This window comes from Rhodococcus sp. WB9, assembly GCF_007558985.1.
In the GTDB taxonomy this organism is placed as follows: domain Bacteria; phylum Actinomycetota; class Actinomycetes; order Mycobacteriales; family Mycobacteriaceae; genus Rhodococcus_F; species Rhodococcus_F opacus.
On sequence record NZ_CP041769.1, the window covers coordinates 5,923,022 to 5,947,730 of the forward strand.

Consider the following 24,709-nt stretch of genomic DNA (forward strand, 5'->3'; position numbering starts at 1 on the left):
GCCGCCGGTTTACTGTGGCGTGGTGGAGATGACTACCGCTACTCGCCGATCGCACAGCTCACCGCGACCGTGGCCGTCGTCGCCGCCGCCCTTCTCGGGAGCGCCGGTATGGCCGCGGCCGACGAATGGCCGCCGGTACCCACCGAGCCCAGTCCGGTCGCGCCGTTCGACACCCAGAACTTCCTCACCCCCACGGACCTCGACTATTGGAATCCGTTCGTCAGCGCGAATCGGCTCACGTCACCGTTCGGAACCGCCAACCGCATCGTCTGCACCGGATTCCACGGCGTACTGCTCGACTGCTGGCAAGCCGACCAGAACGGTCAACCACACAAACTCGTCAAGTTGTCCATGAACTTCCCCGGATCCCTCGGCGCCACCCTCCCCGGCGGAGGTCCCGGACACTTCGTCTACCCGGGCTTCATCCCGGGTATCTGAACCGGGCTACAACGGGTCGCCCTCGACCCGTCCGGCCGGCAGCGTACGGCCGCAGATCATCAGCGCCAGATCCTCGCCCGTTCCGCGTAATTCGGCGCCCGACCCGTACGACCAGTCGAGGTCCGTGGCCCGCAGGCCGCGTCCCTCGATGTCGATGCCGAAATTCGAGTGCCCACCACCCGCCGTGAGATCGTTGAGGACGACGCGCATCGTCTCCTCCGGTACGTGTCGTGGCACGCCGAGCGGCACGGTGGCGTCGAGACCGTGGATCACCACATGGTTGAGCGCGCCGTGATAGCCGCCGCCCGGCGGGATCCACTGGCGCATGACATCCGAGCGCAGGTTGGCGACGAGTTCCGCCGGTGCCAATTCGGCGTCGCTACGGGCGATCTCGTTGGAGAGCCGGGTGAAATCGAACTCGCACTCACGCAAGCGCGCCATGAACTGCTCCTCGGAGTAGCGCGCTGCCATGGTGAAATGCGCGACCACTTCCCGAATCCGCCAGCCCTCGCACAGCGACGGCGTGTCCCATTCCGCATCCGAGATCCCGTCGAGCAGATCGGCCAGTGCCGAGAACTCGTTCGCAACCGCCCGCTGCAGATCGGCGTCATCGGTCATCGCACCCAGCCCCTACATCTTTCTCGACGAGAGTTCCCACACCACCGTATCCGGGTATTGCCTTGGTCGAACCTGATTGATAAAGTCGAACATACATTCGAACCTTGGGGGAGGTTGGTTGTGGGGGAATTGATGGCACCGGATCTGGACGAGTTGCGGGCGTTCGCGGCGCGGCTGCGATGCGTCGAGGCGGGCGGGGATGCGGGGTTGGGGATCGAGTGGCTCGATGCGATCGAGGCGTTGAAGTCGGTCGGGTGTGCGGTGCAGGCGGTGATCGCCGACGGCGTCGCGACGAGTATCCGTGTGGACCGCAGGGCTCGGGGGTTGCCGCGGGTGGAGTGGGACCGGGGTATCGCGTCGCAGATTGCGTTGGCGCGCCGGGAGTCCCCGAACCGCGGCGGGCGGCACCTCGGGTTCGCCCAGGCTCTGGTGCACGAGATGCCGCACACCCTGGCCATGTTGGCGACCGGGTGGTTGAACGAATGGCGGGCGACGTTGTTGGTGCGCGAAACGGCGTGCCTGTCGGCGGCCGATCGGGGAATCGTGGACCGCCGGTTATGCTCGGATCCGGCCATTCTCGACGGGGTCGGCGATCGTGGTCTGATCGCGCGGGCGAAGGCGTTGGCGGTGGAACTCGACGCCGCAGCGGTCGTGGCCCGGCACCGCAAGGCTGTGTCCGAACGACGGGTCACAACACGCCCCGCGCCGGACTCGATGGCCTACCTGAGCGTGCTGATGCCGGTCGAGCAGGCCGTGTGTCTGCAGGCCACGCTGGGTCGGGATGCGGACAGTCTGATCGCGACCGGGGACAGTGGTGGCCGTACTCGCAATCAGCTGATGGTGGACTTGTTGTTCGAGCGCGGCACCGGAACATCCGTAGCATCGGGTGTGCCGGTGGCGGTGAATCTGGTGCTCTCGGACGAGACGTTGCTGGCCGGCGGGCACGAGGCCGCGCAGCTCCACGGGTTCGGGCCGGTGCCGGCCGGAATCGCCCGGCTGCTGGTGGCCGACGCCGTCGATCGTGACACCGAGACATCGCTACAGCGGGTGTATTCGTGCCCGCAGTCGGGGGCGTTGACGGCGATGGAATCACAGTCCCGCACGTTCCCGAAAAGCCTGCGAAAGCTGATCGACCTGCGGGATCGCACATGTCGTACGCCGTGGTGTGATGCACCGATCCGGCATCACGACCACATCCGCTCCCGCCGACAGCACGGGGCGACCAGCGTGCACAACGGGTCCGGACTGTGCGAGGCCTGCAACTACGCGAAGGAAGCACCAGGGTGGACGGCCCGACCGGTGCACAACCCCGGCCGGACCCACCTCATCGACGTCGGCACCCCGACCGGACACCACTACCGGTCAGCGGCCCCACCGCTCCCGGTCCCGGCACACCTGCGCGCGTCATGAGGTGGCGGCGGCTACCTTCGCGGTCGCCGGGGTCACCTGTTCCCACCCGACCAGGAGGTGAGTTCGGCGATGTCTCCGTACAGCGCCGACTGGTAGGTGAGCATCAGCTCCTCCACCCCGCCGAACTGATCGCCCACGTAGTGGGTGTTCTCTGCCGACAGCTCGCGGTCGCCGGAGCGTGCGATGAGTTCGTCGATGCGGCTGTCGAGACTCATCGCCCGGTTGACCGCCAGCACGGACCGCAGTTGCACCTCGGCTCGGGACAGCAGGTCGCCGATCCGTGCGAGTGCGGCGACGCGGTCGACCAGCTGATCCCACACCGGCTTCAGCGCGTTCTGCCGGGCCTCAATCTGTTCGCGCGCCGTGTCGGAATGGGTGGCGCGCAGCGCTTCGTCGAGCTCGGTCCGGATTCCGCGCAGCGCCACGGTGTCGACGGCGATCTGTGTCAGTTCTTCGGCGAGGTCGAGTTGGTACCGCTGGATCGCGAAGTGCTCCGACTGCCAGACTGCAGAACCGTCGATCCTGTCGAAGAGCATCCCCGCCAGATAGAGCAGGGTGTCGTACGAGTCGGCGAATCTGTCGTTGTCGAGATCGACGCCCTTGCCGATGGCGTCGGCGACGCGTCGTCCGACCGCGGCCATCGGCGTGTTCTCGGCCGCCTGGCCGAGTCGTTCCGCCGCGGTGCCGCGGGCATAGTTGCCTGCACGTTCGAGCGCGGTACCGGCGATCGGCGCCGGTGTGCGTTGCAGAGCCCGGAACAGAGCCTCACGCTGTTCGAGATCGAGATGGACGCCCTCACGCCGATCCCGGCGCATCGCCCGGACACCGTTGCCGTAGTGCGCCGGCGACATCACGACCGCAGACCGAGACGACTGCAGCTTGCGGCCCAGTTCGGTGGCACGGTATTTGAACAGTAGTTGCGCCGGTCCGGGACGCAGGCTGTCGGCGCGGCGCGCCACCTGGTGGTACTCGTCCGTCAGCAGACGCAGTGCCCCGAAGCCGCCGATCGACGGGACGGTGCGGCCCGCGCGACGCCGGTGGGTGAGTACCTGCCGGGTGGGCGAATCGAGGTGTCCGGCGGCGATCAGCACGGCAGCGGCGTCCGACAACGGGGCGTGGGTGCCCGTGATCGCGGATCGTTCGCACCACTGGCGGACCTGCAGCGAGATGCGTGCACGCCGCTCCTCGTACTGGGTGCTTTCCGACATCGGACCTCCTGGCAGTTCACTGGTCACCACTGTCCCAGAATTTCGTCCGACGCGCCGCGACCGCCGAGGCGGGGTGCGGTTCTAGGCTCTCCACCATGACCTACACGGTGCGTGCGGTACTTCTGTTCGCGACGGCATTGGTGGTGGCCGGTTGCGGTCGCTCGGTCGACGGATCCCCCGAGACCGGCGCCGTCACGGGGCCCGCGACCACCCCGACGGTGACGACCGCACCGAAGACGACGACAAGTACGACGAGCACGACCACGACCACGACCACGTCGACGAGCCCCATCACCACGACTACCACCACCACGAACACCCCGGCCGAGGCAAACCCGCAGACGTTTGCCGGTACCACGGCGGGGAGCTACTACTTCACGACGCCGAGCACCAAGTTCCACTGCGCGATCCTCACCGGCGGCGACCTTCCTACCGCCGGCTGTCACGGCCCGATGCCGGCGTCGGCGCCGAAGGTTCCGGGTGCCGGCGCGTCCGGCACCCCGGTGACGCCCAACGCGATCGAGGTCACCGGTGGCCGCGCCGGTCAGTTCGCCAGCGCCGGCGATCCCCGGTACTACCCCCTCGACGGATCCGCCGCCCCCGCACTGTCGTACGGCACCGCGTTGCAGGTGAACGACCTGACGTGCCTCGTCGACGAGACGTCCGGGGTCACGTGCCGCAGCGAAGTGGGCCACGGATTCACGCTCTCGGACAGCGCGTTTCGAGTGTGGTGAACCGGTTCAGCCCAGTTCGTCCGAGCGCCGTTCCATCAGCGTACGCAGTAGGGCGTTCTCCTTCGCGGTGAAGCCGATCGTCTCGATCTCCTCGATGCCCCGTCCGATGCCCTTGCGGACGCCGTCGAGCATTCTGGTGACCGCGCGCTCGGGAACACCGAGGCGCCCACCGGATTCGACGAAGTGCCTGCGGTTCAGTTTGTTCGCCTTGCCGTAGAAGTCGAGAGCCATCGGGTCGCGCCATCCGAGGTACGGCTGGGTGCACAGCAGGTCGTAGGCGGGGGTGACACTCCACAACCCCGATTCGGCGAGCTGCACCGAGAAGTTCTTTCCGTGCAGGTCGCCGTTGCCGATCGCGTACGAATAGGCCACCAGCCGAAGCAGTTCCAGGGTGGCCACCCGCGCCGAACCGCCGCCGCGCTCACAGACGCCGGCGAGCGCGGTGATCACGCTCTCGGTCTTCAGCCGGTACTTGGCGGCGGGGAACATCCCCATCACCTGGCACGCATCCTCCTGGGGTGTGCGGATGACGCGGCCGGACGGATCGACGCGCCGGTCGAAACGGGCGACGAGCAGACCGGCATTACCCTTCCCGTCACGCACCAGCTGATGATCGGCGACGGGCAACCCGCACTGCGCGGCGAGTCCCATGAAGAAGTGCTCGTTCTCGACCAACTGCGGATACCCCTGCGGTGGTGAGAGTTTGAGGATGGCGGGACCCTTCTCTGTCGCGATCGGCGTCGAGTACATCTGCGCCGACACCTTCGCCTGAACACCGGGCAGCGAGGTGGGGTCCAGCTTCACCGCCTCGTGCCCCGACATGTGCTCGAACAGCGCCCGCAGGTCCTGGCGCTCGACCGCGTCGGGGTCGAACATCGGTGCGGTCTCGGGCGGCGGCACCCCCGCGGGCAGGACGCGCACGTCGCCGATCGTGTCGGCCCCGACCGCCATCAGGATTGTGAGGTGATCGTCCTCGGACGTCTTGGTGGCTGCTACCGCGCCCCGCAGCCGGATTCCTTCCGGGAGGAGCCCCGCGAAGAACGGCGGGACGCTGCCCCCACTCGCGCGCACCTCGGTCGACGACGTGGGGATCGTCCATGCGACCTGCGGGGCGCCGGGGTCCTGCAGGTAGGCGGTGTCGTAGCGGAAGACGACGTCACCGCCCTCCCGCACGAGACTGCCCGCGAGGCGTTCGCCCTTGTAGACGTCGGCGCGGTCGACACTGCTGAGGTTCTCGACCATCAGGACGCCACCTCCACACCCGAGCGGGTGACGAGCGCCAGACGGCACCCCATCGCGTCCGCGACGGCGACGACGAGGTCCAGTTGCACGGTCCCCCGACCAGATTCGATCGACTGCACACTCGACCTCGACACCCCGGCCAGGTCGGCCAGCTCCGCCTGCGTCAGCCCGAGCTGGTGGCGCCGCGCGACGAACCCGTCGGCGACTCCGCCGGTCTCGGTTCGCTCGCGGCGGCGCGGAGTTGCCATGCAGCCTCCCTGATCGGTGCAATGCTTGTCGACGGACGCTTAACTACAGTGTGCGCCGATTCTGCCCCGAAGTCCACCCCTATGACTGCGATAGCAAGCTTAAAGCGCGAGAAGAACATGAACCGGGTCATCTCCCACGTTAAGCCTGCGATCACAAGCACAAAGGACGTCGACACACCCACCCCCTACCCTGGATACATGCGCATAGGAGCACACGTCCGCCAGGACGAAGATCCGATCGGATACGGCGAAACGCTCGGCGCCGACGTCATCCAGATGTTCCTCACGGACCCACAGAAATGGGAGAAGCCGCCCACGCATCCGCGGACCGACCAGATCCGGAACAGCCCCATCGACGTCGTCGTGCACTCGTCGTACGTGATCAACGTGGCCAGCCTCAACAACCGGCTCCGGATGCCGTCCCGCAACGCCGTCGCGCAGCAGGCCCAGGCCGCCGCCGACATCGGCGCATTCGGGCTGGTGGTCCACGGTGGCCACGTCCGCGACGGCGAGGACGTGAACGCGGGGATCGTCAACTGGCGCAAACTCTTCGAACGCCAGGCAGACAAGGGCGGATTCCCCGTCCCCATCCTGATCGAGAACACCGCAGGCGGCGACTTCGCGATGGCACGGCACTTCGACGCCATCGACCGGCTGTGGCAGGAGGTCGGCGATTTCGGCGCCGGATTCTGCCTCGACACCTGTCACGCGTGGGCGGGCGGTGAGGAACTGGTGGGTGTCGTCGAACGCATCAAGGCCATCACCGGACGCATCGACCTGGTGCACCTCAACAACTCCCGCGACGAATTCAACTCGGCCCGCGACCGGCACGCCAATCTCGCCGACGGAACCATCGACGCCGAACTGCTCGCCGAGGTCGTGCGCACCGCCGATGCGCCCGTCGTCCTCGAGACACCGGCGGAGGGGCTGGCCGAGGACCTCGCGTACCTGCGGGAAACCGCAGGTTAGTCGCCCAGCCGGCCGGTCAGCCTGCGGTACCGCTCCTCGCTGACCGGATTCAGGCCCTCCACCGTGACGTCGGTGCCGCGACTCGCGTACTTGGTGGTGATGCCGTCGAGCGCGGCCACGGTGGACGCGTCCCAGATGGTGGCGCCCGACAGATCGATCACGACGCGGCCGGGGTCGTCGGCGTAATCGAACGAGAACACGAGGTCGTTGGACGAGGCGAAGAAGAGCTGACCGCTCACCCGGTACGTCTTCACGTCGCCGTCGAGTTCGCCGCGCACGTCCACCATGTGGGCCACCCGGCGCGCGAACAGAACCATCGCCACCAGCACGCCGACACCGACACCGATCGCTAGATTGTCCGTGGCCAGGGTGCCCGCCACGGTGCTCAGCATCACCATCGTCTCGCTCAGCGGCATCCGCCGGAGCGTGCGAACGCTGTGCCAGTCGAAGGTCGTGGCGGCCACCAGCACCATCACGGCGACGAGCGCCGCCATCGGAATGGTCCCCACCACGTCGCCGAGCCCGACCACGAGAATCAGCAGAAACGCACCGGACAGGAACGTCGACAACCGGGTTCGCGCGCCACCGGTCTTGACGTTGATGATGGTCTGCCCGATCAGTGCGCACCCGCCCATGCCGCCGAAGAGTCCGGTCACGATGTTCGCGACGCCCTGGCCCCACGACTCCCGCGTCTTGTCCGAGTGGGTGTCGGTGACGGAGTCCACGAGTTTGGCGCTCATCAACGATTCGAGCAGCCCGACGACGGCCATCGCCAGCGCGAACGGGGCGATGATCTTCAGGGTGTCGACCGTGAGCGGAACGTCCGGCAGCCCGATCAGGGTCGGCAGTCCGTCGGGCAGTTCCCCCTGGTCCCCGACGGTGGGCACCGCGACACCGGCGAGCACGGTGAACGCGGTGAGACCGACGATCACCAGCAGCGGGGCGGGCACCGCGGTGGTCAGCTTCGGGATCCACACGAGCAGCGCTACACCGGCGGCGAGGAGCGCGTACACCGCCCACGGCACGTTCGTCAGATACGGGAACTGGTGAACGAAGATGAGGATCCCCAGCGCGTTGCAGAACCCGACCATCACGCTGCGAGGCAGGAACCGCATGAGACGCGCGACCCCGAGGACGGCGAGGAGGATCTGCATCGCACCGCCGAGGAAGACAGCGGCAATGAGGTACTGCAATCCGTGTGATGCCATGAGCGGGGCCAGCACCAGCGACACCGAACCGGTGGCCGCGGAGATCATCGCAGGACGTCCGCCGGTGAACGCGATGGTCATCGCCATGATCGCGGCGGTGAACAAGCCGACCCGCGGATCTACCCCCACGATGATGGAGAACGACAACGCCTCCGGGATGAGAGCCATCGCCACGACGAGCGCGGACAACGACTCGATACGAAACACCGTTGGATGCAGCCACACCGGCCGTCGGAGAGCGAGAGAAGGCACGACGCGACAAACCTACTTCCTGAGGAGACCCGAAGATCCTATCCGGGTAGCGTTCGACCAGTACGGTTAGCTGATCCGCCGACAGAGGAGGAACCCCGTGCGACGCACACTTCCGGCCGTCCTGATCGCCGTCCTGACCGCGCTGTCGCTGGCGGGGTGTGGGAACTCCGACTCGGGGCCGGTCATCGACCAGGTTCGCGAGGCCGGGGTCCTGAAGGTCGGCACCGAGGGCACGTACACACCGTTCAGCTACCAGGGCCCGGACGGTCAGCTCACCGGGTACGACGTGGATGTCATCCGCGCGGTCGGTGACAAACTCGGCGTCTCCGTCGAGTTCACGCAGACTCCGTGGGACTCGATCTTCGCGGGCCTCGAAGCGAAACGCTACGACCTCGTCGCCAACCAGGTGACCGTCAACGACGAACGCACCCAGAAGTACGACCTGTCGACGCCGTACACCTACTCCGAGGGTGTGATCGTCACCCGCGCCGACGACAACTCGATCACCTCGCTCGCCGACCTGAACGGCAAGACGACAGCGCAGTCGGCGACGAGCAACTGGGCGCAGGTCGCCAGGGATGCGGGCGCGAACGTCGAATCCGTCGAGGGCTTCGTGCAGGCCATCACGCTGCTCAAGGACGGCCGCGTCGATGCCACCGTCAACGATAATCTGGCCGTCGCCGAATACCAGAAGCAGACGAACGACACCGGTGTGAAGGTGGCCGCCGAGACCGGTGACACGAGCGAGCAGGCGTTCGCGGCCCGCAAGGACAGCGGTCTGATGCCCGACATCGACAAGGCCCTCGACGAACTGCGCGCCGACGGAACGCTCGCCCAGATCTCGCAGAAGTACTTCGGCACCGACGTCTCGGCACCGACCAACTGAGAGCCTGCCTGTGGACGACGCAACAGTCCAGCTGATTCTGGACAACCTGTGGCCGATGCTGAAGGCCACCGTCACCATGACGATTCCGTTGACGATCATCAGCTTCAGCATCGGACTCGTCATCGCTTTGCTGGTGGCGCTCGCCCGGATCTCGTCGATCAGACCGTTGTCGGTGATCGCCCGGTTCTACGTCTCCATCATCCGCGGCACGCCGCTTCTGGTGCAGTTGTTCATCGTGTTCTACGCGCTGCCCCAGTTCGGCGTGGTTCTCGACCCCTTCCCGGCGGCCGTGATCGCGTTCAGCCTCAACGTCGGCGGGTACGCCGCCGAGGTGATCCGGTCGGCGATCCTGTCGATCCCCAAGGGGCAGTGGGAAGCCGCGCAGACCATCGGGATGGGGTACACCACCACATTGCAGCGGATCGTCCTGCCGCAGGCCGCACGGGTCGCGGTGCCGCCGCTGTCGAACACGCTGATCTCACTGGTGAAGGACACCTCGCTGGCGTCGACGATCCTGGTGACCGAACTGCTGCGCGTCGCCCAGCTCGCGGCCGCGCCCACCTTCGACTTCTTCGCCCTGTACAGCGTCGCTGCCCTGTACTACTGGGTGATCTGCATCTTCCTGTCGGCCATCCAGGGCCGGCTCGAAGCCCGACTCGACAGGTATGTGGCCACATGACCGACACCTCTCCCCTGCTTCAGGTATCCGGCGTCGAGAAGTCGTTCGGCGACCATCACGTCCTGCGGGACATCAGCTTCGACGTCGGGGCAGGAACGGTGACCGTCATCATCGGGCCGTCGGGCTCCGGCAAGACGACGGTGTTGCGCACCCTCAACGCCCTCGACCTCGCGGACCGCGGGACGATCTCCATCGGCGACGTGTCCGTGGACTTCGGCGCCGATGTGGACCGGTCGACGCTGGCCAGGTTCCGCGGGCAGAGCGGCATGGTGTTCCAGGCCCACAACCTGTTTCCGCACAAGACGGTGATCCAGAACGTGACCGAGGGCCCGATCGTGGTGCAGAAACGCCCCAAGGACGAGGCGCGCGCGGACGCGATGCGGTTGCTCACCCAGGTCGGCTTGGCGGAGAAGGCGGACCAGTACCCGTACCAACTGTCGGGCGGTCAGCAGCAGAGGGTCGGTATCGCCCGGGCGCTCGCCCTGAAGCCGAAACTGATGTTGTTCGACGAGCCCACGTCCGCACTCGACCCCGAACTGGTCGGCGAGGTGTTGCGCGTGATCCGGGATCTCGCGACCGAGGGCTGGACGATGGTGATCGTGACCCACGAGATCCGGTTCGCGCAGCAGGTGGCCGACCAGGTGTTGTTCGTCGACAACGGGGTCGTACTCGAACGCGGCACACCGAAAGATGTACTCGCCAATCCGACCGGGCCGAGACTGCGTCAGTTCCTGCACCGCATCCTCGACCCGCTGTGAACGGTCAGCGCAGGGATTTCTCCATCAGCACCACGCTCGGCCACTCCACCTCGAAGTCCCTGCGACCCACCAGGAAGAAACCCTGCTCCTCGTAGTAGTCCCGGAGCCGGGCGTTGGTTTCGACGCATTCGAGCCGGACGACGGACGCCTCTTCGGAGCGGGCGTGCTCGTCGACCCACCGGAGCAACTGGGCGCCGAGTCCGGCGCTGGCGTGCCGGCGGTCGGTCATGACGCGGGCCACGTAGGCGGCCGGAATGTCGTCCTCGATCCACACGTCCGGGTCGGACCGGAGCACCCGCAGCGCCCCCACCACGATGCCCGCGAACAGTGCGACACGCCATTCCCCGGACTCGATCTGTTCACGAACGTCGGCGAGCGACACTTCCCCCCGGGCGGGTGCGTCGAGTTCCCTGGCCAGGATCCAATCCTCGGCGTCCCAGTGCATCTGAACGATGTCTTCAGCCTGCTCGAGTACTGCCCGCTCCACGGTGACCGCCATGCACACACAGTAACCACCCAGCGGCAAAAACAAACCACCGCTGTACCCGCGTCGATCTGCGATGATGTGACTGGAGTTACAGTTACATTCTGGGACAGTTACCTCAGGCGGTGGTAGCGATGATGCTGTTTCGTGCAGTGGTCCTGATGACACTGTCCACCTGCGCAGCCGCGTATGTCTGCGCCCATCCCCCACGGGTGTCCGCCCAGCCCCTGGGGACCGAATCCATTCTCCCGTCCCCCATTCTGGACGACGACTTCTTCGCGTGGCCGCCGAACGTCGCGGAGTTCGGTGCCGGCGAGATCATTCGCTCACGGGAAGTGACGCTCCGGGCGTTCCCGAACACGCTGGTGCCGCACCGCGCCCACCAGATCATGGTGCGTTCCAACGATTCCAAGGACCGCCCCGTGCCGGTGACCGCGACGGTCCTGGTGCCGACCGCGGCGTGGACGGAGACGGGACCGAGACCGGTGGTCGACTACAACATGCCCATCGACTCCCTGGGCGCCCGGTGCACCCCGTCCTACAAGATGGTGCACGACTGGCAGACCCTGGACCTGGACATCCCACCGGTGCTGTCGCTGTTCCTCGCGAAGAACTACGCGGTGCTCGTGCCCGACCACCAGGGACCGCGGATGGCGTACAGCGCGGGACGAATGGCGGGTCATGCCGTGCTCGACAGCATTCGCGGCATGAAGCGGCTGCCCGGCCTCGGGCTCTCGGACAGTCCGGTCGTCGCGACCGGTTACAGCGGCGGTGCGATCGCCACCGGCTGGGCAGCGCAACTGCAACCGTCGTACGCGCCGGACGTCGAACTCGCCGGCGCCGCCGCGGGCGGGATACCCGCCGATTTCGGTTTGCTGCGCGGGACCATGAACGGCCAGCTCGGTTCGGGTCTGTACCTGTCCGCCGTCCTCGGGCTCGCCCGCGAGTATCCGGAAATGCTGACATTGGCGAATCCACTCGGTGTGCTGCTGGCGACGTCCCCGCTGAAGGACCAGTGCATCCTGGCGCTCGCGCCGGCCGGGATCGCATTGCTTCCCGCCGAACTGTTCGCGGCCGTACCCGACCCGTTCGCCAATCCCACCGCCCGAACGGTGGTCGCCGAGAACAGGATGGGCGCGCTCACCCCGGCCACGCCGGTGCTCCTGTATCACGGTTCGTCGCGGGTGTTCCTCGGCGACGAGTGGATTCCGGAGGAAGGGGTGATCGCGCTGCAGCAGGAGTGGTGCGGCGGTGGCGGCGACGTCGCCTACGCCCCGCAGTTCGGCGAGCACCTCACCGCGGCTGTAGTCGCGTTGCCCGAGGTGGTGCGCTGGATCGACGAGCGACTGGCCGGGGTGCCGGCACCTGTGGGGTGCCGTTGACGGTCATCCGTGCACGTGCGGCAGCAGCAGATCGGCCTGACCGACCTGGACGACCCGCGCCTCGTCGAGCCACTTTGCGGCCTGCTCCCGCGCCCGCGTGATCAGCGCGTCGGCGTCGCCGAAGTCGGCGGGACTCGTGTCCAGCGGGCACAGCGGGGGCACCACCCGGATGTCGGCGGCGCTCTCGTACCGCTCGATGTCGAGGGCGAGCCGCTGATTGATCGCGAGGGTCACACCGAGCAGCCCCATACCCAGGGCACTTCCGGGGACCTTCGACAGTGTGCACGCATATCCGGTGGGGAGCACCCACACGGTCGTGGCCCCCAGTTCGATCGCGTGGGAGATGGGCGTGTTGTTGACGACCCCACCGTCCATCAGCGCGCGGCCGTCGATCACCACGGGTGGGAGGATGCCGGGCAGCGCCGCGCTGGCGGTGACGGCGTCGACGGCCGGTCCCGTCGACAACCGGACGTCCTTGCCGGTCAGCACGTCGGCGGCGATGACGTGCAGCGGGGTGGGTGCGTCCTCCATCCGCTCGAACCGGAGATTCTGCTCCAGCAGCCTCCGGATGGAGCGGTTGGACACCAGGTGGTTACGGAGGCCGACGAAACCGGTGAATCCGGTGAGCAATCCGGTGGGAAACACCGCACTGCGGGTGAGACCGCGCCACAGGTCGGCGAGTTCACGCAGGTCTGCGTCGGAGGAGCCGCCGGCGAGCCAGGCGCCGTTGAGCGCGCCGACGGACGTGCCGACGATGAGGTCCGGCCGGATTCCCCTCCCGATGAGGGTCTGCAACATGCCGACCTCGATGGCCCCGAGGCTCGCCCCGCCCGACAGAACGAAAGCTGTTGTCATGCCGCCACCGTAGCGGGTCAGCCCCGCCGGTACAGGCTCGCGATGTCGTCGGCGAAGCGCTCGGTCACCACGCGACGCTTGATCTTCAGGGTGGCGGTCAATTCCCCGTCGGCCTCCGTGAGGTCGCGGCCGAGGACGACGAACCGTTTGATCGACTCCGTGTGCGACACGGTGGTGTTTGCGTCGTCCACCGCGTCCTGCAGATCCCCGCGCAGCTCCTCGTCGTCACGGAGGTCCGCGACCGTGGCGTCGGACGGCTTGCCGTGCACGGACTTCCACTTGTCGAATTCCTGCGGATCGACGGTCAGCAGGGCACCGACGAACGGGCGGCCGTCCCCCACCACCACGGCCTGCGAGACGAGGGGGTGCGAGCGCAGCCGGTCTTCGAGGGGTCCAGGCGACACATTCTTGCCGCCTGCGGTGATCAGCAGATCCTTCTTGCGGCCGGTGATGGTGAGGTAGCCCTCGTCGTCCAGGTCGCCGAGGTCACCGGTGCGGAACCAGCCGTCGTCCAGCACTTCCCGGGTGGCGTGTTCGTTGCGCCAGTAGCCGCCGAACACGACGCCGCCGCGCAGTTCGATCTCACCGTCCTCGGCGATGCGCACACTGTTGCCGCTCAGGGGCTGACCGACCGTCCCGATCTTCTGGACACCGGGGACATTCACGCAGTGCGCAGCAGTCGATTCGGTGAGACCGTAGCCCTCGTAGACCGGAACTCCGATGCCGCGGAAGAAATGACCGAGCCTCGGCATGAGCGCCCCGCCACCCGAGATCGCCCACCAGCAGTCGCCGCCCAGGGCGGCACGGAGTTTCGCGTAGACGAGCTTGTCGGCGAGCGCACGCTCGAGCCGGAGCCGCAGCGACGGACCACCCGCGTCCTGGGCCTCGCTGTACGCCACCGCCGTGGCCTCGGCGAAGTCGAAGATCCGTTTCTGCAGGCCGCCCGCCGACGACGCCTTGCGCGCCGCACCATCCCGCACCTTCTCGAACACGCGGGGAACACCGAGAATGGTGTGGGGCCGGAACCGTTCGAATTCGCCCGTGACCGTGCCGAAGTCGGACCAGTGCGCCTGAATCGCGCCGGCCTCGAACATCGCCAGCGACACCGCGCGCGCCAGCACGTGTGCCAGTGGAAGAAACGTCAGGACCCGGTTGCCCGGCCGGGCGACGTCACCGATCGGCGCCGCGAGCAACGCCCGCACCTCCGACAGGAAGTTCCGGTGGGTGAGGATGCAGCCCTTGGGACGGCCCGTGGTCCCGGACGTGTACACGAGCGAGGCGAGATCGTTGGCGGTCAGCGCCACCACGCGTTTGAACACCTCGGAATCGTCGATCGACAATCCGTCCCTGATGAGCGTGCCCACCGCGTCCTCGTCGATGGTGAGGATCCGCTTCAGCGTGTAGGGGATGCCGTCGCCCGCGAAACTCGACGCGTGGGCCGGCGTCTCCACGAGCGCGGCGACGGCCCCCGAATCCTCGATGATCCACCGGATCTGGTCGTGCGAGGACGAGTCGTAGATCGGAACGGACGCGGCGCCCGCCGCCCAGATCGCGTAGTCGAGCAGCGACCATTCGAATCTCGTCGACGACAGCAGTGCCACGCGGTCGCCGGGCTGGACACCGTTGGCGATCAAACCCTTCGCGACCCCGACGACGAGCGCGCCGAAGTCCTTGGCCGTCACGTCGACCCATCCGCCGGACTCCGGGCGGGTGTACATCACCCGATCCGGATGGCTCTCGGCGTGCGCGAACACCCTCAGCACGGCGTTCTCGTGGTCGGAGACGGTGAACGTCGGGGCGCTGGTGTACTCACGCACGGGTGTCGTCTCCGATGCTGTCATGGTCTGTGTCGCCGCCCTGGCGGAATTTCCGGAGGTGCCGGGCGAACGCGGCGATTTCGCCGTCCGACCACGAGGCGACCCGGTCGCGTACTTCCTCCACGCGGCGTGCGTCGGCGCCGGCCAGCACCGCGACCCCGCCGTCGGTGAGGCTCAGCGGGTGACCGCTGCGGAGCGGTCCCGGCTCGGCGTGCACCCATCCCTCGTCGATGCACCCCCGGAGTTGACGCGACACGGTGGAGCGGTGCACGCCGAATGCGTCCGAGATCTGGGTGGCCCGGCATCCCGGATTGCGGGCGACGAAGGAGAGCAGCGAATGTTGAGCGAACGTCGGGGATCCGACGGGAGGGCGGTCACCGGCAACCAGTTGACGGACGAGGCGGACGAGTTCGTCATGGACGGCCACCACGCCCGATGCGGGCGTTTCCTCCGGCTCGGCCTCGTTGTGTTGCACACTGCAACTGTATCCGACCACTCTGGCCTCGACCACCCGCACCTCGATTCCCGTTGTCGTTTGCTCGACTCACGTTCTGCCCATACTGCTATCGATGCTCCGGAAATTCATTCGGCCGGAGACGTCACACGGTCACAATTGGAGAACGCTTTCCGTCCACCGCTACCGGCCGGACAACGGGCGCCGTCAGAAATCCGTTGCGGGCGCGGGCCCGTCGATGCACTCTGTCCGCATGCTGATCAGACGCGAGAATCCGGGCGACATCGACGCGGTGGCGGAGGTGCACCGGCAGGCGTTCGACGGTGACGCTCCCCCCGAGGTCGGCCTCGTGACCCGGTTGCGCTCGAGCGACGCGTGGGTTCCGCAGCTGTCCCTCGTCGCCGAAGTGGCGGGGTCCGTCGCCGGTCATGTGTGCCTGACCCGCGCGACAGTCGACTCCACGGACGTACTCGCGCTCGGCCCGATCGGCGTGCTCCCCGGCCTCCAGCGCGACGGCGTGGGTTCGGCACTGATGCACGCCACGCTCGGCGGAGCCGACGCCAGGGACGAACCCCTGGTGGCACTGCTCGGTCACCTCGACTACTACCCGCGGTTCGGCTTCGTCGCCGGAACGTCGGTCGGGATCGAGCCGGACCAGCCCTCGTGGTCGTCCCACTTCCAGGTCCGCCGGCTCGCACGCTGGGATCCGAGCATGTCCGGCACGTTCAGGTACGCCGCGCCCTTCTACGACCTGTGAGCTCGTATCCGCTGGTAGTTTGAGGTGGCACGTGTCATGGGGGTGAGCGGGAACCGAGGTAGGAAACGATGGAGCACGCGGCCGAGGGCGCCGGAACAGCCGGGCCTGTGGATGCGTCCGTCACGACGACCATCGTCCGCCGGGTCCTTCCCGGCTGCGACGAGGAGTTCGCCGATTGGATCCAGACCGGACTCGGGCTCGCCCGGCTGTTTCCCGGATTCCTCGGCGGAGGATGGCTCAAGGAGAGCAGCACCTCGGATGTCTGCGTGATCGTGCTGAAGTTCGAAACCCAAGCCGCGCTGGACAACTGGTTGACGTCTTCACTGCGGAACGGGTGGCTGAGGACCGGCGGGAACATCGCGGTCGAGGAACCGGACGAGCCGGCGTCGGACGTGGAGAGCCTGTTCGAACGCCCTCGCCGCCGGACTGCCACCGGCCACGATCAGGCGGACTCGCCAGGGATCTGCGCACCGGACGGCATCCCCTCCCCCAAATAGGTCTGGTAGAACGGCCGCCAGTCCGCAGACGCATCTCCACGGTGACCGGGCGCGTCGGACCCGTCGAGGTGCCGGTCGAGGTCGGCGAGGCAGACACTCCACCCGGCGGCGTTCCTGGCCGCAGTGTTGCGGACCTCGAGAACGTTGACGAGCGTCAGGGCGCACCCGTCCGCGGTCGGCTCGACCTCGAAGTGGATCTCGTCCCCGCCCCACGTGAACGCGAGCGTGCACGGGGCGCCGTAGACGAGGACCGTCCCCGTCTCCGGGTCGCTGTGCGGTTCCGGAAAGAACTCGATGTCGCCACCGGCGTAGGTGTCGACGCGGACCCGTGACGGAAACCACTGTGCAAGCTCGTCCGGCTCGGACACCGCCTCCCACAGCCTCTGGACGGGAAACGGGTACGTGCACCGGAACCGCACGGCGGGACGACCCTTGAACTCGAAATACCTTCCGTGGATCACCGGCCCACTCCCTCGCTGTCGTACCTGACGACAGCTTGACACGGGAGACCGACGTCCACACCGAAGTTGGCCGACAATTCCGGCCACCCTCCTCCCTTCCTGTCGGACAACTCCCCTACGGTGACGGAGTGACGTCGCCTTGGTCGGAGGGACAGGTCGCATCGGTCGCCCCCGATGCCGGCTCGCTCGCTGCCGCAGGAAAGCTGTCGGCCGCGTGGTCGGCGACGGGCAGCAACGGCGGCGCGCTCTGGGGACTGTGCCAGGGCAGCGGCAAGAGCCCCTATCGATCGGTCGTCGACCTGTCCGGGCCGGCCTACAACTGCTCGTGCCCGAGCCGGAAATTTCCCTGCAAACACACCCTCGGCCTGCTGCTGATCTGGTCGCGGGGCCGGGTCCCGGAGCAGTCCGAACCGCCCCCGTTCGTGGCGGAATGGCTCAGCCGCAGGGCCGGGCGGGCAGCCGCTCCGGCGGCTCCGGCCACCAAGACGGCCGGTGTGAAGGCCACCGAACGCCGGGCCGAGCGGGTGACGGCGGGCCTCGACGAACTCGACCTGTGGCTCACCGACCAGATCCGCGGCGGGCTCGGCGCAGCCGACATCTCGGCATCCGCGTTCGACGCCATCGCGGCCCGGATGGTCGACGCCCAGGCGCCCGGCGTCGCGTCCGCCCTGCGTCGCCTGCCGATCGTCGTGGCCACTCGAGCAGACTGGCCGGACCGGTTGCTCCGCGAGTACGCCAGGCTGCACCTTCTCGTCGTCGCCCATCGCCGCCTGAGCGAACTACCGGAACCCCTGCAGGCGTCGGTGCGCGCGCACGTGGGATACCCGGTGGCCACCGACAGCGTGCGCAGCGAGCCGGGAGTCCGCGACCGGTGGATGGTCCTGGGAATGCAGACCACCGAGGAGAAGCGCCTCTTCACCCGCAAGGTGTGGTTGATCGGCCGCGACCACGGTCGCCGCGCGATCCTCCTCGACTTCGCGCACGGCTCCGCGAACTTCTCCACAGTGGTCCCGCCGCTCGGATCGCTCGTCGACGCCACCCTGCACTTCTACCCCGGCGCCGCACCGCTGCGCGCCCAGTTCGGCGACGCCCACGAAACCCCCGAACCGTTCACCACCGTCGCACCGAGCGACATCGACACCGCTCTCGACCACTTCGCCGCCGCGGTCGGAGCCGACCCGTGGGTCCGCTCGTGGCCGGCTCTGCTCACCGGCGTCACCCCGGCATTCGACGACGGACACTGGTTCGTCGTCGACGCGCAGGGGCGCGCGTTGCCGCTGTCCGGCGAAGACCCGGTCCTGTGGCGGCTCCTCGGAATGTCCGGCGGCCGTCCCGTCACCGTGTTCGGTGAGTGGAACAGCGAATCGCTGGTTCCCGTGTCCGTGTTCGATCGCGGCGACGTGTACCCACTCGGGGCCGGTACACCCTCGGCCGTGGGGAGTCGGCGATGAGCGAACTCCTGTCCGCAGCCCTGCTCGGCACGGCACGGACCGTCCCGTCGTTCGAGGATCTGGCCACCGGTGAACTGGCACACTCGGTCAGCGGCGATCCGGCGGAGACTCTGCTGGGCGCCGCAGCCCTCGAGAACGCCTACCGCGACGGCGGGGTCGCCGCCTCCGCGCGCGTGCTGCCCGCACCCGCCGAGGACGATCCGAGGCTGCAGTTGCCACCCGCGTCCGCGTCGCATCTGATGCAGTTGCTCGCGGCCAAGTCGTGGACGCTCACCGAGTGGTTCGCGGTCGCGGCCGAGCGGGATTACCGCGCGCCGGATCATCTCGTCGCCGACCTGATGACCTCGGCCCGCACCAACGACACCCACCGCGAGAGCATTCTCCGACTGGTGGGTTCCCGCGGCCAGTGGCTCGCCGCGCAGAACCCGGACTGGTCGATGCTGGTCCGTCGGTGCGATCGCACCGACGTGTGGACACACGGCGCACACCAGGAACGACTGCAATGGCTCACGACCATGCGGGCGGTGAACCCGGCGATCGCGATGGCCGAATTGAGGCGCACCTGGGATTCCGAACGGGGCGAGCACCGGGCGGCGTTCATCGCCGTTCTGGGAACGGGGCTGAGTGACGCCGACTCCGCCTTGCTCGAGCACGCACTCGACGACCGGCGGAAAGAGGTGCGCCAGCAGGCGGTCCAGTTGCTGCGGCAGCTGCCGAACTCCGCATACGCCGGGCGAATGGCCGCTCGCGCCCGGGCATGGGTGCGGGTGGAGAAGAAGCCGCTGCGTACCCGTCTCGTGGTGAACATGCCCGGCTCCCTGGACGATTCGGCCCGTCGCGACGGCATCGAGGACGTCCACTTCAAGAACAAGGGAATCCGCAGCTGGTGGTTGCGGATGGTGGTCACCGCAGCCCCCTTGTCGGTGTGGGAAGGCATGATCGGCTCCGCCTCCACCGCGTTGGAGATCCGGATCGAAGACCAGTGGCGGGAGGTGATGATGGAGGCGTGGACCACCGCCACCGTGCTGCAACGCAATCCGCGCTGGGCGTCGGCTCTGCTGCACCGCGAAGGGCGGAAGACCGAACGTCGCGTCGTACCGGTCGTCCCCGCCCGCGAACGCCTCGCATACATCCTGTCGGGTCGCGCCGACTCCTACCTGCTGGGCGTCGACGGCGCCGCACTGTTCGACGGTCTGCCCCACCCCTGGCCGCTCGACCTGGCCGAGCGGGTGATCGCTCGCCTCGAGGACGTCGCCGGGCGGCACGCCGAGACCGGCAAGGACCTCGGGCAGTTCTCCCGGCACAGCCACTACTCGACCCTCCGCAGCGCCGAGACGCACTTCCCGTTCGCTGCGGCGCCGCTTCTCCGAACGGCCGCCGAACGCACCCGTGATCCCGGCTGGCACCAGGCATTCGCCACTGTCGCCACCAACATCGACCACCGCAGAACAGTCCTGAAGGAGCTCGAGTGACCGAGATCGCGGCCGCCCAGGCCGACCTGCTACGACCCCACGCCGAGCAGGCCTACGCCGACGAACTCGCCGCCCTCGCCGCGCACGACACCCGGCCCCGGCCACCGTCGTGGAAATTGTCTCCGTGGGCGGTCGTGACGTACCTGCTCGGCGGCGAACTCGACGACGGCACCGTCATCACCCCCAAGTACGTCGGTCCCCGCCGGCTCATCGAAGTGGCCGTCGCGACGCTCGCGACCGATCGCGCGTTGCTCCTGCTCGGTGTCCCCGGAACCGCCAAGACGTGGGTGTCCGAACACCTGTCGGCGGCGGTCTCCGGCGAGTCGACCCTGCTCGTCCAAGGAACGTCGGGGACACCGGAGGAGGCCATCCGGTACGGCTGGAACTACGCGAGGCTTCTCGCCGAGGGCCCGACACCGGGCGCGCTCGTTCCGTCCCCCGTCATGACGGCCATGCAGGGCGGGCGGATCGCACGGGTCGAAGAGCTCACCCGCATTCCCGCCGATGTACAGGATGCACTCATCACCGTGCTGTCGGAGAAGACGCTGCCCATCCCCGAACTGGGCACCGAGGTGCAGGCCGCCAAGGGTTTCAACCTGATCGCCACCGCGAACGACCGCGACCGCGGGGTCAACGAACTGTCCTCCGCGTTGCGCAGGCGGTTCAACACGGTGGTCCTGCCCCTGCCCGCCAACGAGGAGGACGAGGTCGCCATCGTCGCTCGGCGCGTCGAGCAACTCGGGTCCTCGCTGGAACTGCCGGAAATCCCGGCGACCGTCGACGAGATCCGGCGTGTAGTCACCGTGTTCCGCGAACTCCGGTCGGGCGTCACCGGCGACGGCCGCACCAAACTGAAGTCGCCGTCCGGAACGCTGTCGACGGCGGAGGCGATCTCGGTTGTCACCAACGGACTCGCCCTCGCGGCGCACTTCGGCGACGGGGTGCTCCGTCCGTCCGACGTCGCCGCCGGCATCCTCGGGTCAGTGCTGAAGGACCCGGTGGCCGACAGGGTGGTGTGGACCGAATACCTCGAGGCCGTGGTCCGCGAACGGGAGGACTGGGCCGACTTCTACCGGGCGTGCCGCGAGGTCACCGGGTGAACTCCGACGTCCGTGTCTTCGGCATCCGCCACCACGGGCCCGGTTCGGCACGATCGGTGCGTCGCGCGCTCGACGAATTCGTCCCCGACGCCGTCCTCATCGAAGGGCCCGCGGACGCCGATCCGCTGGTCGCGTTGACTGCCTCCGACACCATGGAACCTCCGGTGGCCCTGCTCGCGTATGCCACCGGGGAGCCCAGGACGGCGGCGTTCTGGCCGTTCGCCGTGTTCTCCCCGGAGTGGCAGGCGCTGTCGTGGGCGGCCGGACGCGGCGTCGACGTCCGCTTCTGCGACCTTCCGGCCGCCAACACCCTCGCCGCCGACGACTCCGACCCTCGCTCCGAGGATCCGCTGACCCAGTTGGCCGCCGCGGCGGGCTACGACGACACCGAACGCTGGTGGGACGCCGTCATCGAATCAGGTTCGGGCCCCGACTCGTTCGACGCGATCACCGAGGCCATGACCGCGCTGCGGGACACCGTCGAACTCGACGAACCCACCAGCAGGCGCGAGGCGTACATGCGCCAGACGCTGCGGAAGGTGCTCAAGGGCGGCGCCCAGCGGATCGCGGTGGTGTGCGGCGCCTGGCACGCCCCGGCACTCGCCGGACCTCTCGGACCGGCCACCGCGGACGCGCGAATCCTCAAGGGAATCCCCAAGATCAAGACCTCGCTGACGTGGGTGCCGTGGACACACTCACGACTGTCCGCGGCGTCGGGGTACGGCGCCGGGATCACGTCCCCCGGCTGGTATCACCACCTGTTCACCGCACCGGACCGGACGATCACCCGATGGCTCACCAAGGTCGCGCGGGTACTGCGGGACGAGGACCTTCCGGTGTCGAGTGCGCACGTCATCGAATCCGTGCGTCTCGCAGACACGTTGGCAGCGATGCGTGCGCGGCCGCTGGCCGGTCTCTCCGAGGTCACCGAGGCCACCCGCGCCGTGATGTGCGACGGCGACGACGTCCTGCTCGACCTCATCACACGGCGACTCGTCGTCGGCGAGGCTCTCGGCGCCGTCCCGGACGACACCCCGACGGTTCCCCTCGACGCCGACCTGCGGGCGCGGGCGAAGACCTTGCGGCTCAAGCAGCAGGCCACCGAGAAGACCATCGACCTCGACCTGCGCCGAGACAACGACGTCGTTCGGTCCCGGCTCCTGCACCGCCTGCAGATCCTCGGTGTCGGCTGGGGCACCCCGGCCGACAGCGACGTCCGCGGTACCGGCACGTTCCGCGAGACGTGGTCCCTCACCTGGAAACCCGAACTGGCGGTCTCGATCATCGAGGCGTCGCTGTGGGGCACCACCGTCGAGGCCGCGGCGACAGCGAAGGTGCGTGAGGAGGCCTCGTCCGGTGACGTCTCCCTCGCCCGGCTCACCGGGCTGCTCGAGCAGGCCCTGCTGTCGGATCTCGGAGATGCGCTGGCCGAGTTGCTGCGCGCGCTGGAGACCGCGGCCACGCTCGACCACGACGTGATGCACCTGATGGATGCCCTGCCCGCGCTCACCCGCACGCTGCGATACGGCGACGTCCGCGGCACCGACGTCTCGTCCCTCACCCGCGTCACCGACAGCCTGCTCGTCCGCATCTGCGCGGGACTGCCCTCGGCGCTGTCGGGTCTGGACGACGACAGCGCACTCGACCTGCGCCGCGCCGTCGACGACGTCCATGCGGCGGTGATGCTGCGCGACGACGATCGTGCGTCGACGCGGTGGCTCGGCACGCTCGCCGGCCTCGTCGACCGCAGCGACGTGAACGGCCTCGTGATCGGACGCATGGTCCGATTGCTCCGCGACGCAGGCACCGTCAGCGAAACCGAGTCCGCCACCCGACTGTCGCGGGCGCTGTCCGTCGGCGCCGATCCCTCCGCCAAGGCGGGGTGGGTCGACGGCTTCCTCGGCGGCGGAGGTCTGCTGCTGGTCCACGACCGGCAGCTGCTGCGACTGCTCGACGGCTGGGTGTCGGGACTGCGCGAGCAGGACTTCGTCGACGTGCTGCCATTGCTGCGGCGCACGTTCGGCGGCTTCGAAACCGGGGAACGCCGGGCGATCGGGCAGTCCGTGGAGGGCGGGTCCACGGTAGATGCCCGCACCGAGATCGACGCTCGTCGGGGCACGATCGCGGTCCGGACCGTCGCGGACATTCTGGGGGTGACATCGTGACCGAAGACGCGGAGCGGCTCCGACGGTGGCGGTTGCTGCTCGGCAACGCCGCCGAGGAGTCCACCGGCGGTCTCGCGTCCAAGACGGACACCGCGATGGACGGCGCTCTGGCCGCCCTGTACGACACCAGCAGCGAAGGGTCGAAGAGCCGCCGTCGCGGCGCGGGTCTCGGCGGATCGGCGCCGAAGGTCGCCCGCTGGCTCGGCGACATCCGCACCTACTTCCCGAGCAGCGTCGTGCAGGTGATGCAGAAGGACGCCATCGACCGACTCGGCCTCACCCAGCTGCTCCTCGAACCCGAACTGCTCGACGCCGTCGAACCGGACGTCCACCTCGTCGGCACGCTGCTGAGCCTGAACCGGGTGATGCCCGAGACCAGCAAGGCCACCGCCCGGATGGTCGTCGAGAAAGTGGTCCGGGAGGTGGAGGAACGGGTCGCGCAGAAGACCAGGACCGCCGTCACCGGTGCCCTGAACCGGTCGGCCCGCATCACCAACCCCAAGTACCGCGACATCGACTGGAATCGCACCATCCGCGCCAACCTCGCGCACTACCTGCCCGAATACAAGACGGTGGTGCCGGAGCGACTGCTCGGATACGGCCGCCGATCGCAGGCCGTGCACCGCGACGTCGTCCTCGCCATCGACCAGTCCGGGTCGATGGCGTCGAGCGTCGTGTATGCGTCCGTGTTCGGCGCGGTGCTCGCCTCGATGCGGGCGCTGAAGACGTCGCTGGTCGTGTTCGACACGGCGGTCGTCGACCTCACCGACAAGCTGTCCGATCCGGTCGACGTGCTGTTCGGCACGCAACTCGGCGGCGGCACCGACATCAACCGGGCCATCGCCTACAGCCAGTCACTGCTCGACAGGCCGACGGAATCGCTGTTCGTGCTGATCTCGGACCTGTACGAGGGCGGGATCCGCGCGGAGATGCTGCGGCGGATGGCGGCGATGAAGAACGCAGGCGTCCAGGTGGTTGTTCTGCTGGCACTGTCCGACGACGGCGCCCCGTCGTTCGATCACGACAATGCGGCGGCCCTGGGGGGGCTCGGCATTCCCGCGTTCGCCTGCACACCGGACAAGTTCCCGGAACTGCTGGCGCTCGCACTGGAACGCGGCGATATCGGCAGGTGGGCCGACAGTCTCCGGACGGAATGACCGGGGG

General features: G+C 68.2%; 24 protein-coding genes and 1 pseudogene. 15 read left to right on the plus strand and 10 right to left on the minus strand.

Going from position 1 to position 24,709, the window contains the following annotated elements; translation table 11 throughout:
* The first annotated feature begins 28 nt into the window (after nucleotides 1-28).
* Nucleotides 29-438 (plus strand): annotated as a pseudogene (locus FND50_RS27585) (hypothetical protein).
* A 6-nt stretch (nucleotides 439-444) separates the two neighbouring features.
* Here the strand turns inward: FND50_RS27585 and FND50_RS27590 are convergent.
* Nucleotides 445-1,056, minus strand: a complete 612-nt coding sequence (locus tag FND50_RS27590; protein ID WP_005565301.1) for a maleylpyruvate isomerase family mycothiol-dependent enzyme — start codon at nucleotides 1,054-1,056, stop codon at nucleotides 445-447.
* Nucleotides 1,057-1,176: 120 nt separating this feature from the next.
* Here FND50_RS27590 and FND50_RS27595 point away from each other — a divergent pair, with 120 nt between their 5' ends.
* Nucleotides 1,177-2,466 (plus strand): HNH endonuclease signature motif containing protein, encoded by a 1,290-nt coding sequence (locus FND50_RS27595; protein ID WP_144287823.1) that lies wholly within the window; start codon nucleotides 1,177-1,179, stop codon nucleotides 2,464-2,466.
* 32 nt (nucleotides 2,467-2,498) lie between these two features.
* Here the strand turns inward: FND50_RS27595 and FND50_RS27600 are convergent, their stop codons facing one another.
* Entirely contained in the window at nucleotides 2,499-3,674 is a 1,176-nt protein-coding gene (locus tag FND50_RS27600; RefSeq protein ID WP_144287824.1) for a hypothetical protein, read from the minus strand.
* Nucleotides 3,675-3,769: 95 nt separating this feature from the next.
* On the opposite strand from FND50_RS27600, the gene FND50_RS36355 reads away from it, so the two are divergent.
* Nucleotides 3,770-4,408: a hypothetical protein gene (locus tag FND50_RS36355; RefSeq protein ID WP_186301162.1), complete on the plus strand. Its 639-nt coding sequence runs from the start codon at nucleotides 3,770-3,772 to the stop codon at nucleotides 4,406-4,408.
* A gap of 6 nt (nucleotides 4,409-4,414) precedes the next feature.
* Here FND50_RS36355 and FND50_RS27610 read toward each other — a convergent pair whose 3' ends face one another.
* Nucleotides 4,415-5,650 carry a type II toxin-antitoxin system HipA family toxin gene (locus FND50_RS27610; protein ID WP_005258080.1) on the minus strand — a complete coding sequence of 412 codons (1,236 nt, stop codon included), beginning with the start codon at nucleotides 5,648-5,650 and terminating at the stop codon, nucleotides 4,415-4,417.
* Nucleotides 5,650-5,898: a helix-turn-helix transcriptional regulator gene (locus tag FND50_RS27615; protein ID WP_005258081.1), complete on the minus strand. Its 249-nt coding sequence runs from the start codon at nucleotides 5,896-5,898 to the stop codon at nucleotides 5,650-5,652. Before FND50_RS27615 ends, FND50_RS27610 begins: the two co-directional genes overlap by 1 nt.
* 198 nt (nucleotides 5,899-6,096) lie before the next feature.
* On the opposite strand from FND50_RS27615, the gene FND50_RS27620 reads away from it, so the two are divergent.
* Nucleotides 6,097-6,867 (plus strand): deoxyribonuclease IV, encoded by a 771-nt coding sequence (locus FND50_RS27620; RefSeq protein WP_144287825.1) that lies wholly within the window; start codon nucleotides 6,097-6,099, stop codon nucleotides 6,865-6,867.
* Here the strand turns inward: FND50_RS27620 and FND50_RS27625 are convergent.
* Nucleotides 6,864-8,327, minus strand: coding sequence for a SulP family inorganic anion transporter (locus tag FND50_RS27625; RefSeq protein WP_144287826.1), 1,464 nt, complete (start codon nucleotides 8,325-8,327; stop codon nucleotides 6,864-6,866). The two genes, FND50_RS27620 and FND50_RS27625, sit on opposite strands and share 4 nt — an antisense overlap.
* Nucleotides 8,328-8,424: 97 nt before the next feature.
* Here FND50_RS27625 and FND50_RS27630 point away from each other — a divergent pair, with 97 nt between their 5' ends.
* From FND50_RS27630 to FND50_RS27640, 3 genes are read left to right on the plus strand one after another with little or no spacing between them, the layout of a single operon-like run.
* On the plus strand, nucleotides 8,425-9,213 hold the full coding sequence (locus FND50_RS27630) for an amino acid ABC transporter substrate-binding protein (RefSeq protein ID WP_007298021.1): 789 nt from the start codon (nucleotides 8,425-8,427) through the stop codon (nucleotides 9,211-9,213).
* A 10-nt stretch (nucleotides 9,214-9,223) separates the two neighbouring features.
* Nucleotides 9,224-9,892 (plus strand): amino acid ABC transporter permease, encoded by a 669-nt coding sequence (locus FND50_RS27635; protein WP_005258090.1) that lies wholly within the window; start codon nucleotides 9,224-9,226, stop codon nucleotides 9,890-9,892.
* The gene (locus FND50_RS27640; RefSeq protein ID WP_144287827.1) at nucleotides 9,889-10,650 is read left to right on the plus strand and encodes an amino acid ABC transporter ATP-binding protein; all 762 of its coding nucleotides are present in this window, start codon (nucleotides 9,889-9,891) and stop codon (nucleotides 10,648-10,650) included. The genes FND50_RS27635 and FND50_RS27640 overlap by 4 nt, the downstream gene beginning before the upstream one ends.
* Nucleotides 10,651-10,654: 4 nt before the next feature.
* Here the strand turns inward: FND50_RS27640 and FND50_RS27645 are convergent, their stop codons facing one another.
* Nucleotides 10,655-11,149, minus strand: a complete 495-nt coding sequence (locus tag FND50_RS27645) for an N-acetyltransferase (RefSeq protein ID WP_005258099.1) — start codon at nucleotides 11,147-11,149, stop codon at nucleotides 10,655-10,657.
* A gap of 119 nt (nucleotides 11,150-11,268) precedes the next feature.
* On the opposite strand from FND50_RS27645, the gene FND50_RS27650 reads away from it, so the two are divergent.
* The gene (locus FND50_RS27650) at nucleotides 11,269-12,516 is read left to right on the plus strand and encodes a lipase family protein (RefSeq protein WP_144287828.1); all 1,248 of its coding nucleotides are present in this window, start codon (nucleotides 11,269-11,271) and stop codon (nucleotides 12,514-12,516) included.
* Nucleotides 12,517-12,519: 3 nt separating this feature from the next.
* Here FND50_RS27650 and FND50_RS27655 read toward each other — a convergent pair whose 3' ends face one another.
* Genes FND50_RS27655 through FND50_RS27665 form a run of 3 tightly spaced genes read right to left on the minus strand, consistent with a single transcriptional unit; the run spans nucleotide 12,520 to nucleotide 15,705 of the window.
* Entirely contained in the window at nucleotides 12,520-13,371 is an 852-nt protein-coding gene (locus FND50_RS27655) for a patatin-like phospholipase family protein (RefSeq protein WP_144287829.1), read from the minus strand.
* A 17-nt stretch (nucleotides 13,372-13,388) separates the two neighbouring features.
* Nucleotides 13,389-15,188, minus strand: coding sequence for a long-chain fatty acid--CoA ligase (locus tag FND50_RS27660; protein ID WP_144287830.1), 1,800 nt, complete (start codon nucleotides 15,186-15,188; stop codon nucleotides 13,389-13,391).
* The gene (locus FND50_RS27665; protein WP_144287831.1) at nucleotides 15,181-15,705 is read right to left on the minus strand and encodes a MarR family winged helix-turn-helix transcriptional regulator; all 525 of its coding nucleotides are present in this window, start codon (nucleotides 15,703-15,705) and stop codon (nucleotides 15,181-15,183) included. The genes FND50_RS27660 and FND50_RS27665 overlap by 8 nt, the downstream gene beginning before the upstream one ends.
* A 190-nt stretch (nucleotides 15,706-15,895) precedes the next feature.
* Here FND50_RS27665 and FND50_RS27670 point away from each other — a divergent pair, with 190 nt between their 5' ends.
* Nucleotides 15,896-16,399, plus strand: a complete 504-nt coding sequence (locus FND50_RS27670) for a GNAT family N-acetyltransferase (RefSeq protein ID WP_144287832.1) — start codon at nucleotides 15,896-15,898, stop codon at nucleotides 16,397-16,399.
* A 68-nt stretch (nucleotides 16,400-16,467) separates the two neighbouring features.
* Nucleotides 16,468-16,896, plus strand: a complete 429-nt coding sequence (locus tag FND50_RS27675) for an antibiotic biosynthesis monooxygenase (protein ID WP_144287833.1) — start codon at nucleotides 16,468-16,470, stop codon at nucleotides 16,894-16,896.
* Here FND50_RS27675 and FND50_RS27680 read toward each other — a convergent pair.
* Nucleotides 16,842-17,357, minus strand: coding sequence for an SRPBCC family protein (locus FND50_RS27680; protein WP_144287834.1), 516 nt, complete (start codon nucleotides 17,355-17,357; stop codon nucleotides 16,842-16,844). The two genes, FND50_RS27675 and FND50_RS27680, sit on opposite strands and share 55 nt — an antisense overlap.
* A 128-nt stretch (nucleotides 17,358-17,485) precedes the next feature.
* Between FND50_RS27680 and FND50_RS27685 the strand changes: the two genes are divergently transcribed.
* From FND50_RS27685 to FND50_RS27705, 5 genes are read left to right on the plus strand one after another with little or no spacing between them, the layout of a single operon-like run.
* The gene (locus FND50_RS27685) at nucleotides 17,486-18,808 is read left to right on the plus strand and encodes an SWIM zinc finger family protein (RefSeq protein ID WP_144287835.1); all 1,323 of its coding nucleotides are present in this window, start codon (nucleotides 17,486-17,488) and stop codon (nucleotides 18,806-18,808) included.
* On the plus strand, nucleotides 18,805-20,280 hold the full coding sequence (locus FND50_RS27690) for a DUF5691 domain-containing protein (RefSeq protein ID WP_144287836.1): 1,476 nt from the start codon (nucleotides 18,805-18,807) through the stop codon (nucleotides 20,278-20,280). The genes FND50_RS27685 and FND50_RS27690 overlap by 4 nt, the downstream gene beginning before the upstream one ends.
* On the plus strand, nucleotides 20,277-21,380 hold the full coding sequence (locus FND50_RS27695; RefSeq protein ID WP_144287837.1) for an AAA family ATPase: 1,104 nt from the start codon (nucleotides 20,277-20,279) through the stop codon (nucleotides 21,378-21,380). The genes FND50_RS27690 and FND50_RS27695 overlap by 4 nt, the downstream gene beginning before the upstream one ends.
* A complete protein-coding gene (locus FND50_RS27700; RefSeq protein ID WP_186301163.1) occupies nucleotides 21,377-23,545 on the plus strand; it encodes a DUF5682 family protein in 2,169 nt (722 codons plus the stop codon). The genes FND50_RS27695 and FND50_RS27700 overlap by 4 nt, the downstream gene beginning before the upstream one ends.
* Entirely contained in the window at nucleotides 23,542-24,702 is a 1,161-nt protein-coding gene (locus FND50_RS27705) for a VWA domain-containing protein (protein WP_144287839.1), read from the plus strand. Before FND50_RS27700 ends, FND50_RS27705 begins: the two co-directional genes overlap by 4 nt.
* Nucleotides 24,703-24,709: the final 7 nt, after the last annotated feature.

What these genes read in the sequence shown, in the direction of transcription:
- FND50_RS27655 (WP_144287829.1), bottom strand. Translation starts at nt 13,371, where the DNA reads ATGACAACAGCTTTCGTTCTGTCGGGCGGGGCGAGCCTCGGGGCCATC.
- FND50_RS27690 (WP_144287836.1), top strand. Translation starts at nt 18,805, where the DNA reads ATGAGCGAACTCCTGTCCGCAGCCCTGCTCGGCACGGCACGGACCGTC.
- FND50_RS27620 (WP_144287825.1), top strand. Translation starts at nt 6,097, where the DNA reads ATGCGCATAGGAGCACACGTCCGCCAGGACGAAGATCCGATCGGATAC.
- FND50_RS27675 (WP_144287833.1), top strand. Translation starts at nt 16,468, where the DNA reads ATGGAGCACGCGGCCGAGGGCGCCGGAACAGCCGGGCCTGTGGATGCG.
- FND50_RS36355 (WP_186301162.1), top strand. Translation starts at nt 3,770, where the DNA reads ATGACCTACACGGTGCGTGCGGTACTTCTGTTCGCGACGGCATTGGTG.
- FND50_RS27670 (WP_144287832.1), top strand. Translation starts at nt 15,896, where the DNA reads ATGCTGATCAGACGCGAGAATCCGGGCGACATCGACGCGGTGGCGGAG.
- FND50_RS27610 (WP_005258080.1), bottom strand. Translation starts at nt 5,650, where the DNA reads ATGGTCGAGAACCTCAGCAGTGTCGACCGCGCCGACGTCTACAAGGGC.
- FND50_RS27615 (WP_005258081.1), bottom strand. Translation starts at nt 5,898, where the DNA reads ATGGCAACTCCGCGCCGCCGCGAGCGAACCGAGACCGGCGGAGTCGCC.
- FND50_RS27645 (WP_005258099.1), bottom strand. Translation starts at nt 11,149, where the DNA reads ATGGCGGTCACCGTGGAGCGGGCAGTACTCGAGCAGGCTGAAGACATC.
- FND50_RS27590 (WP_005565301.1), bottom strand. Translation starts at nt 1,056, where the DNA reads ATGACCGATGACGCCGATCTGCAGCGGGCGGTTGCGAACGAGTTCTCG.
- FND50_RS27650 (WP_144287828.1), top strand. Translation starts at nt 11,269, where the DNA reads ATGATGCTGTTTCGTGCAGTGGTCCTGATGACACTGTCCACCTGCGCA.
- FND50_RS27600 (WP_144287824.1), bottom strand. Translation starts at nt 3,674, where the DNA reads ATGTCGGAAAGCACCCAGTACGAGGAGCGGCGTGCACGCATCTCGCTG.
- FND50_RS27640 (WP_144287827.1), top strand. Translation starts at nt 9,889, where the DNA reads ATGACCGACACCTCTCCCCTGCTTCAGGTATCCGGCGTCGAGAAGTCG.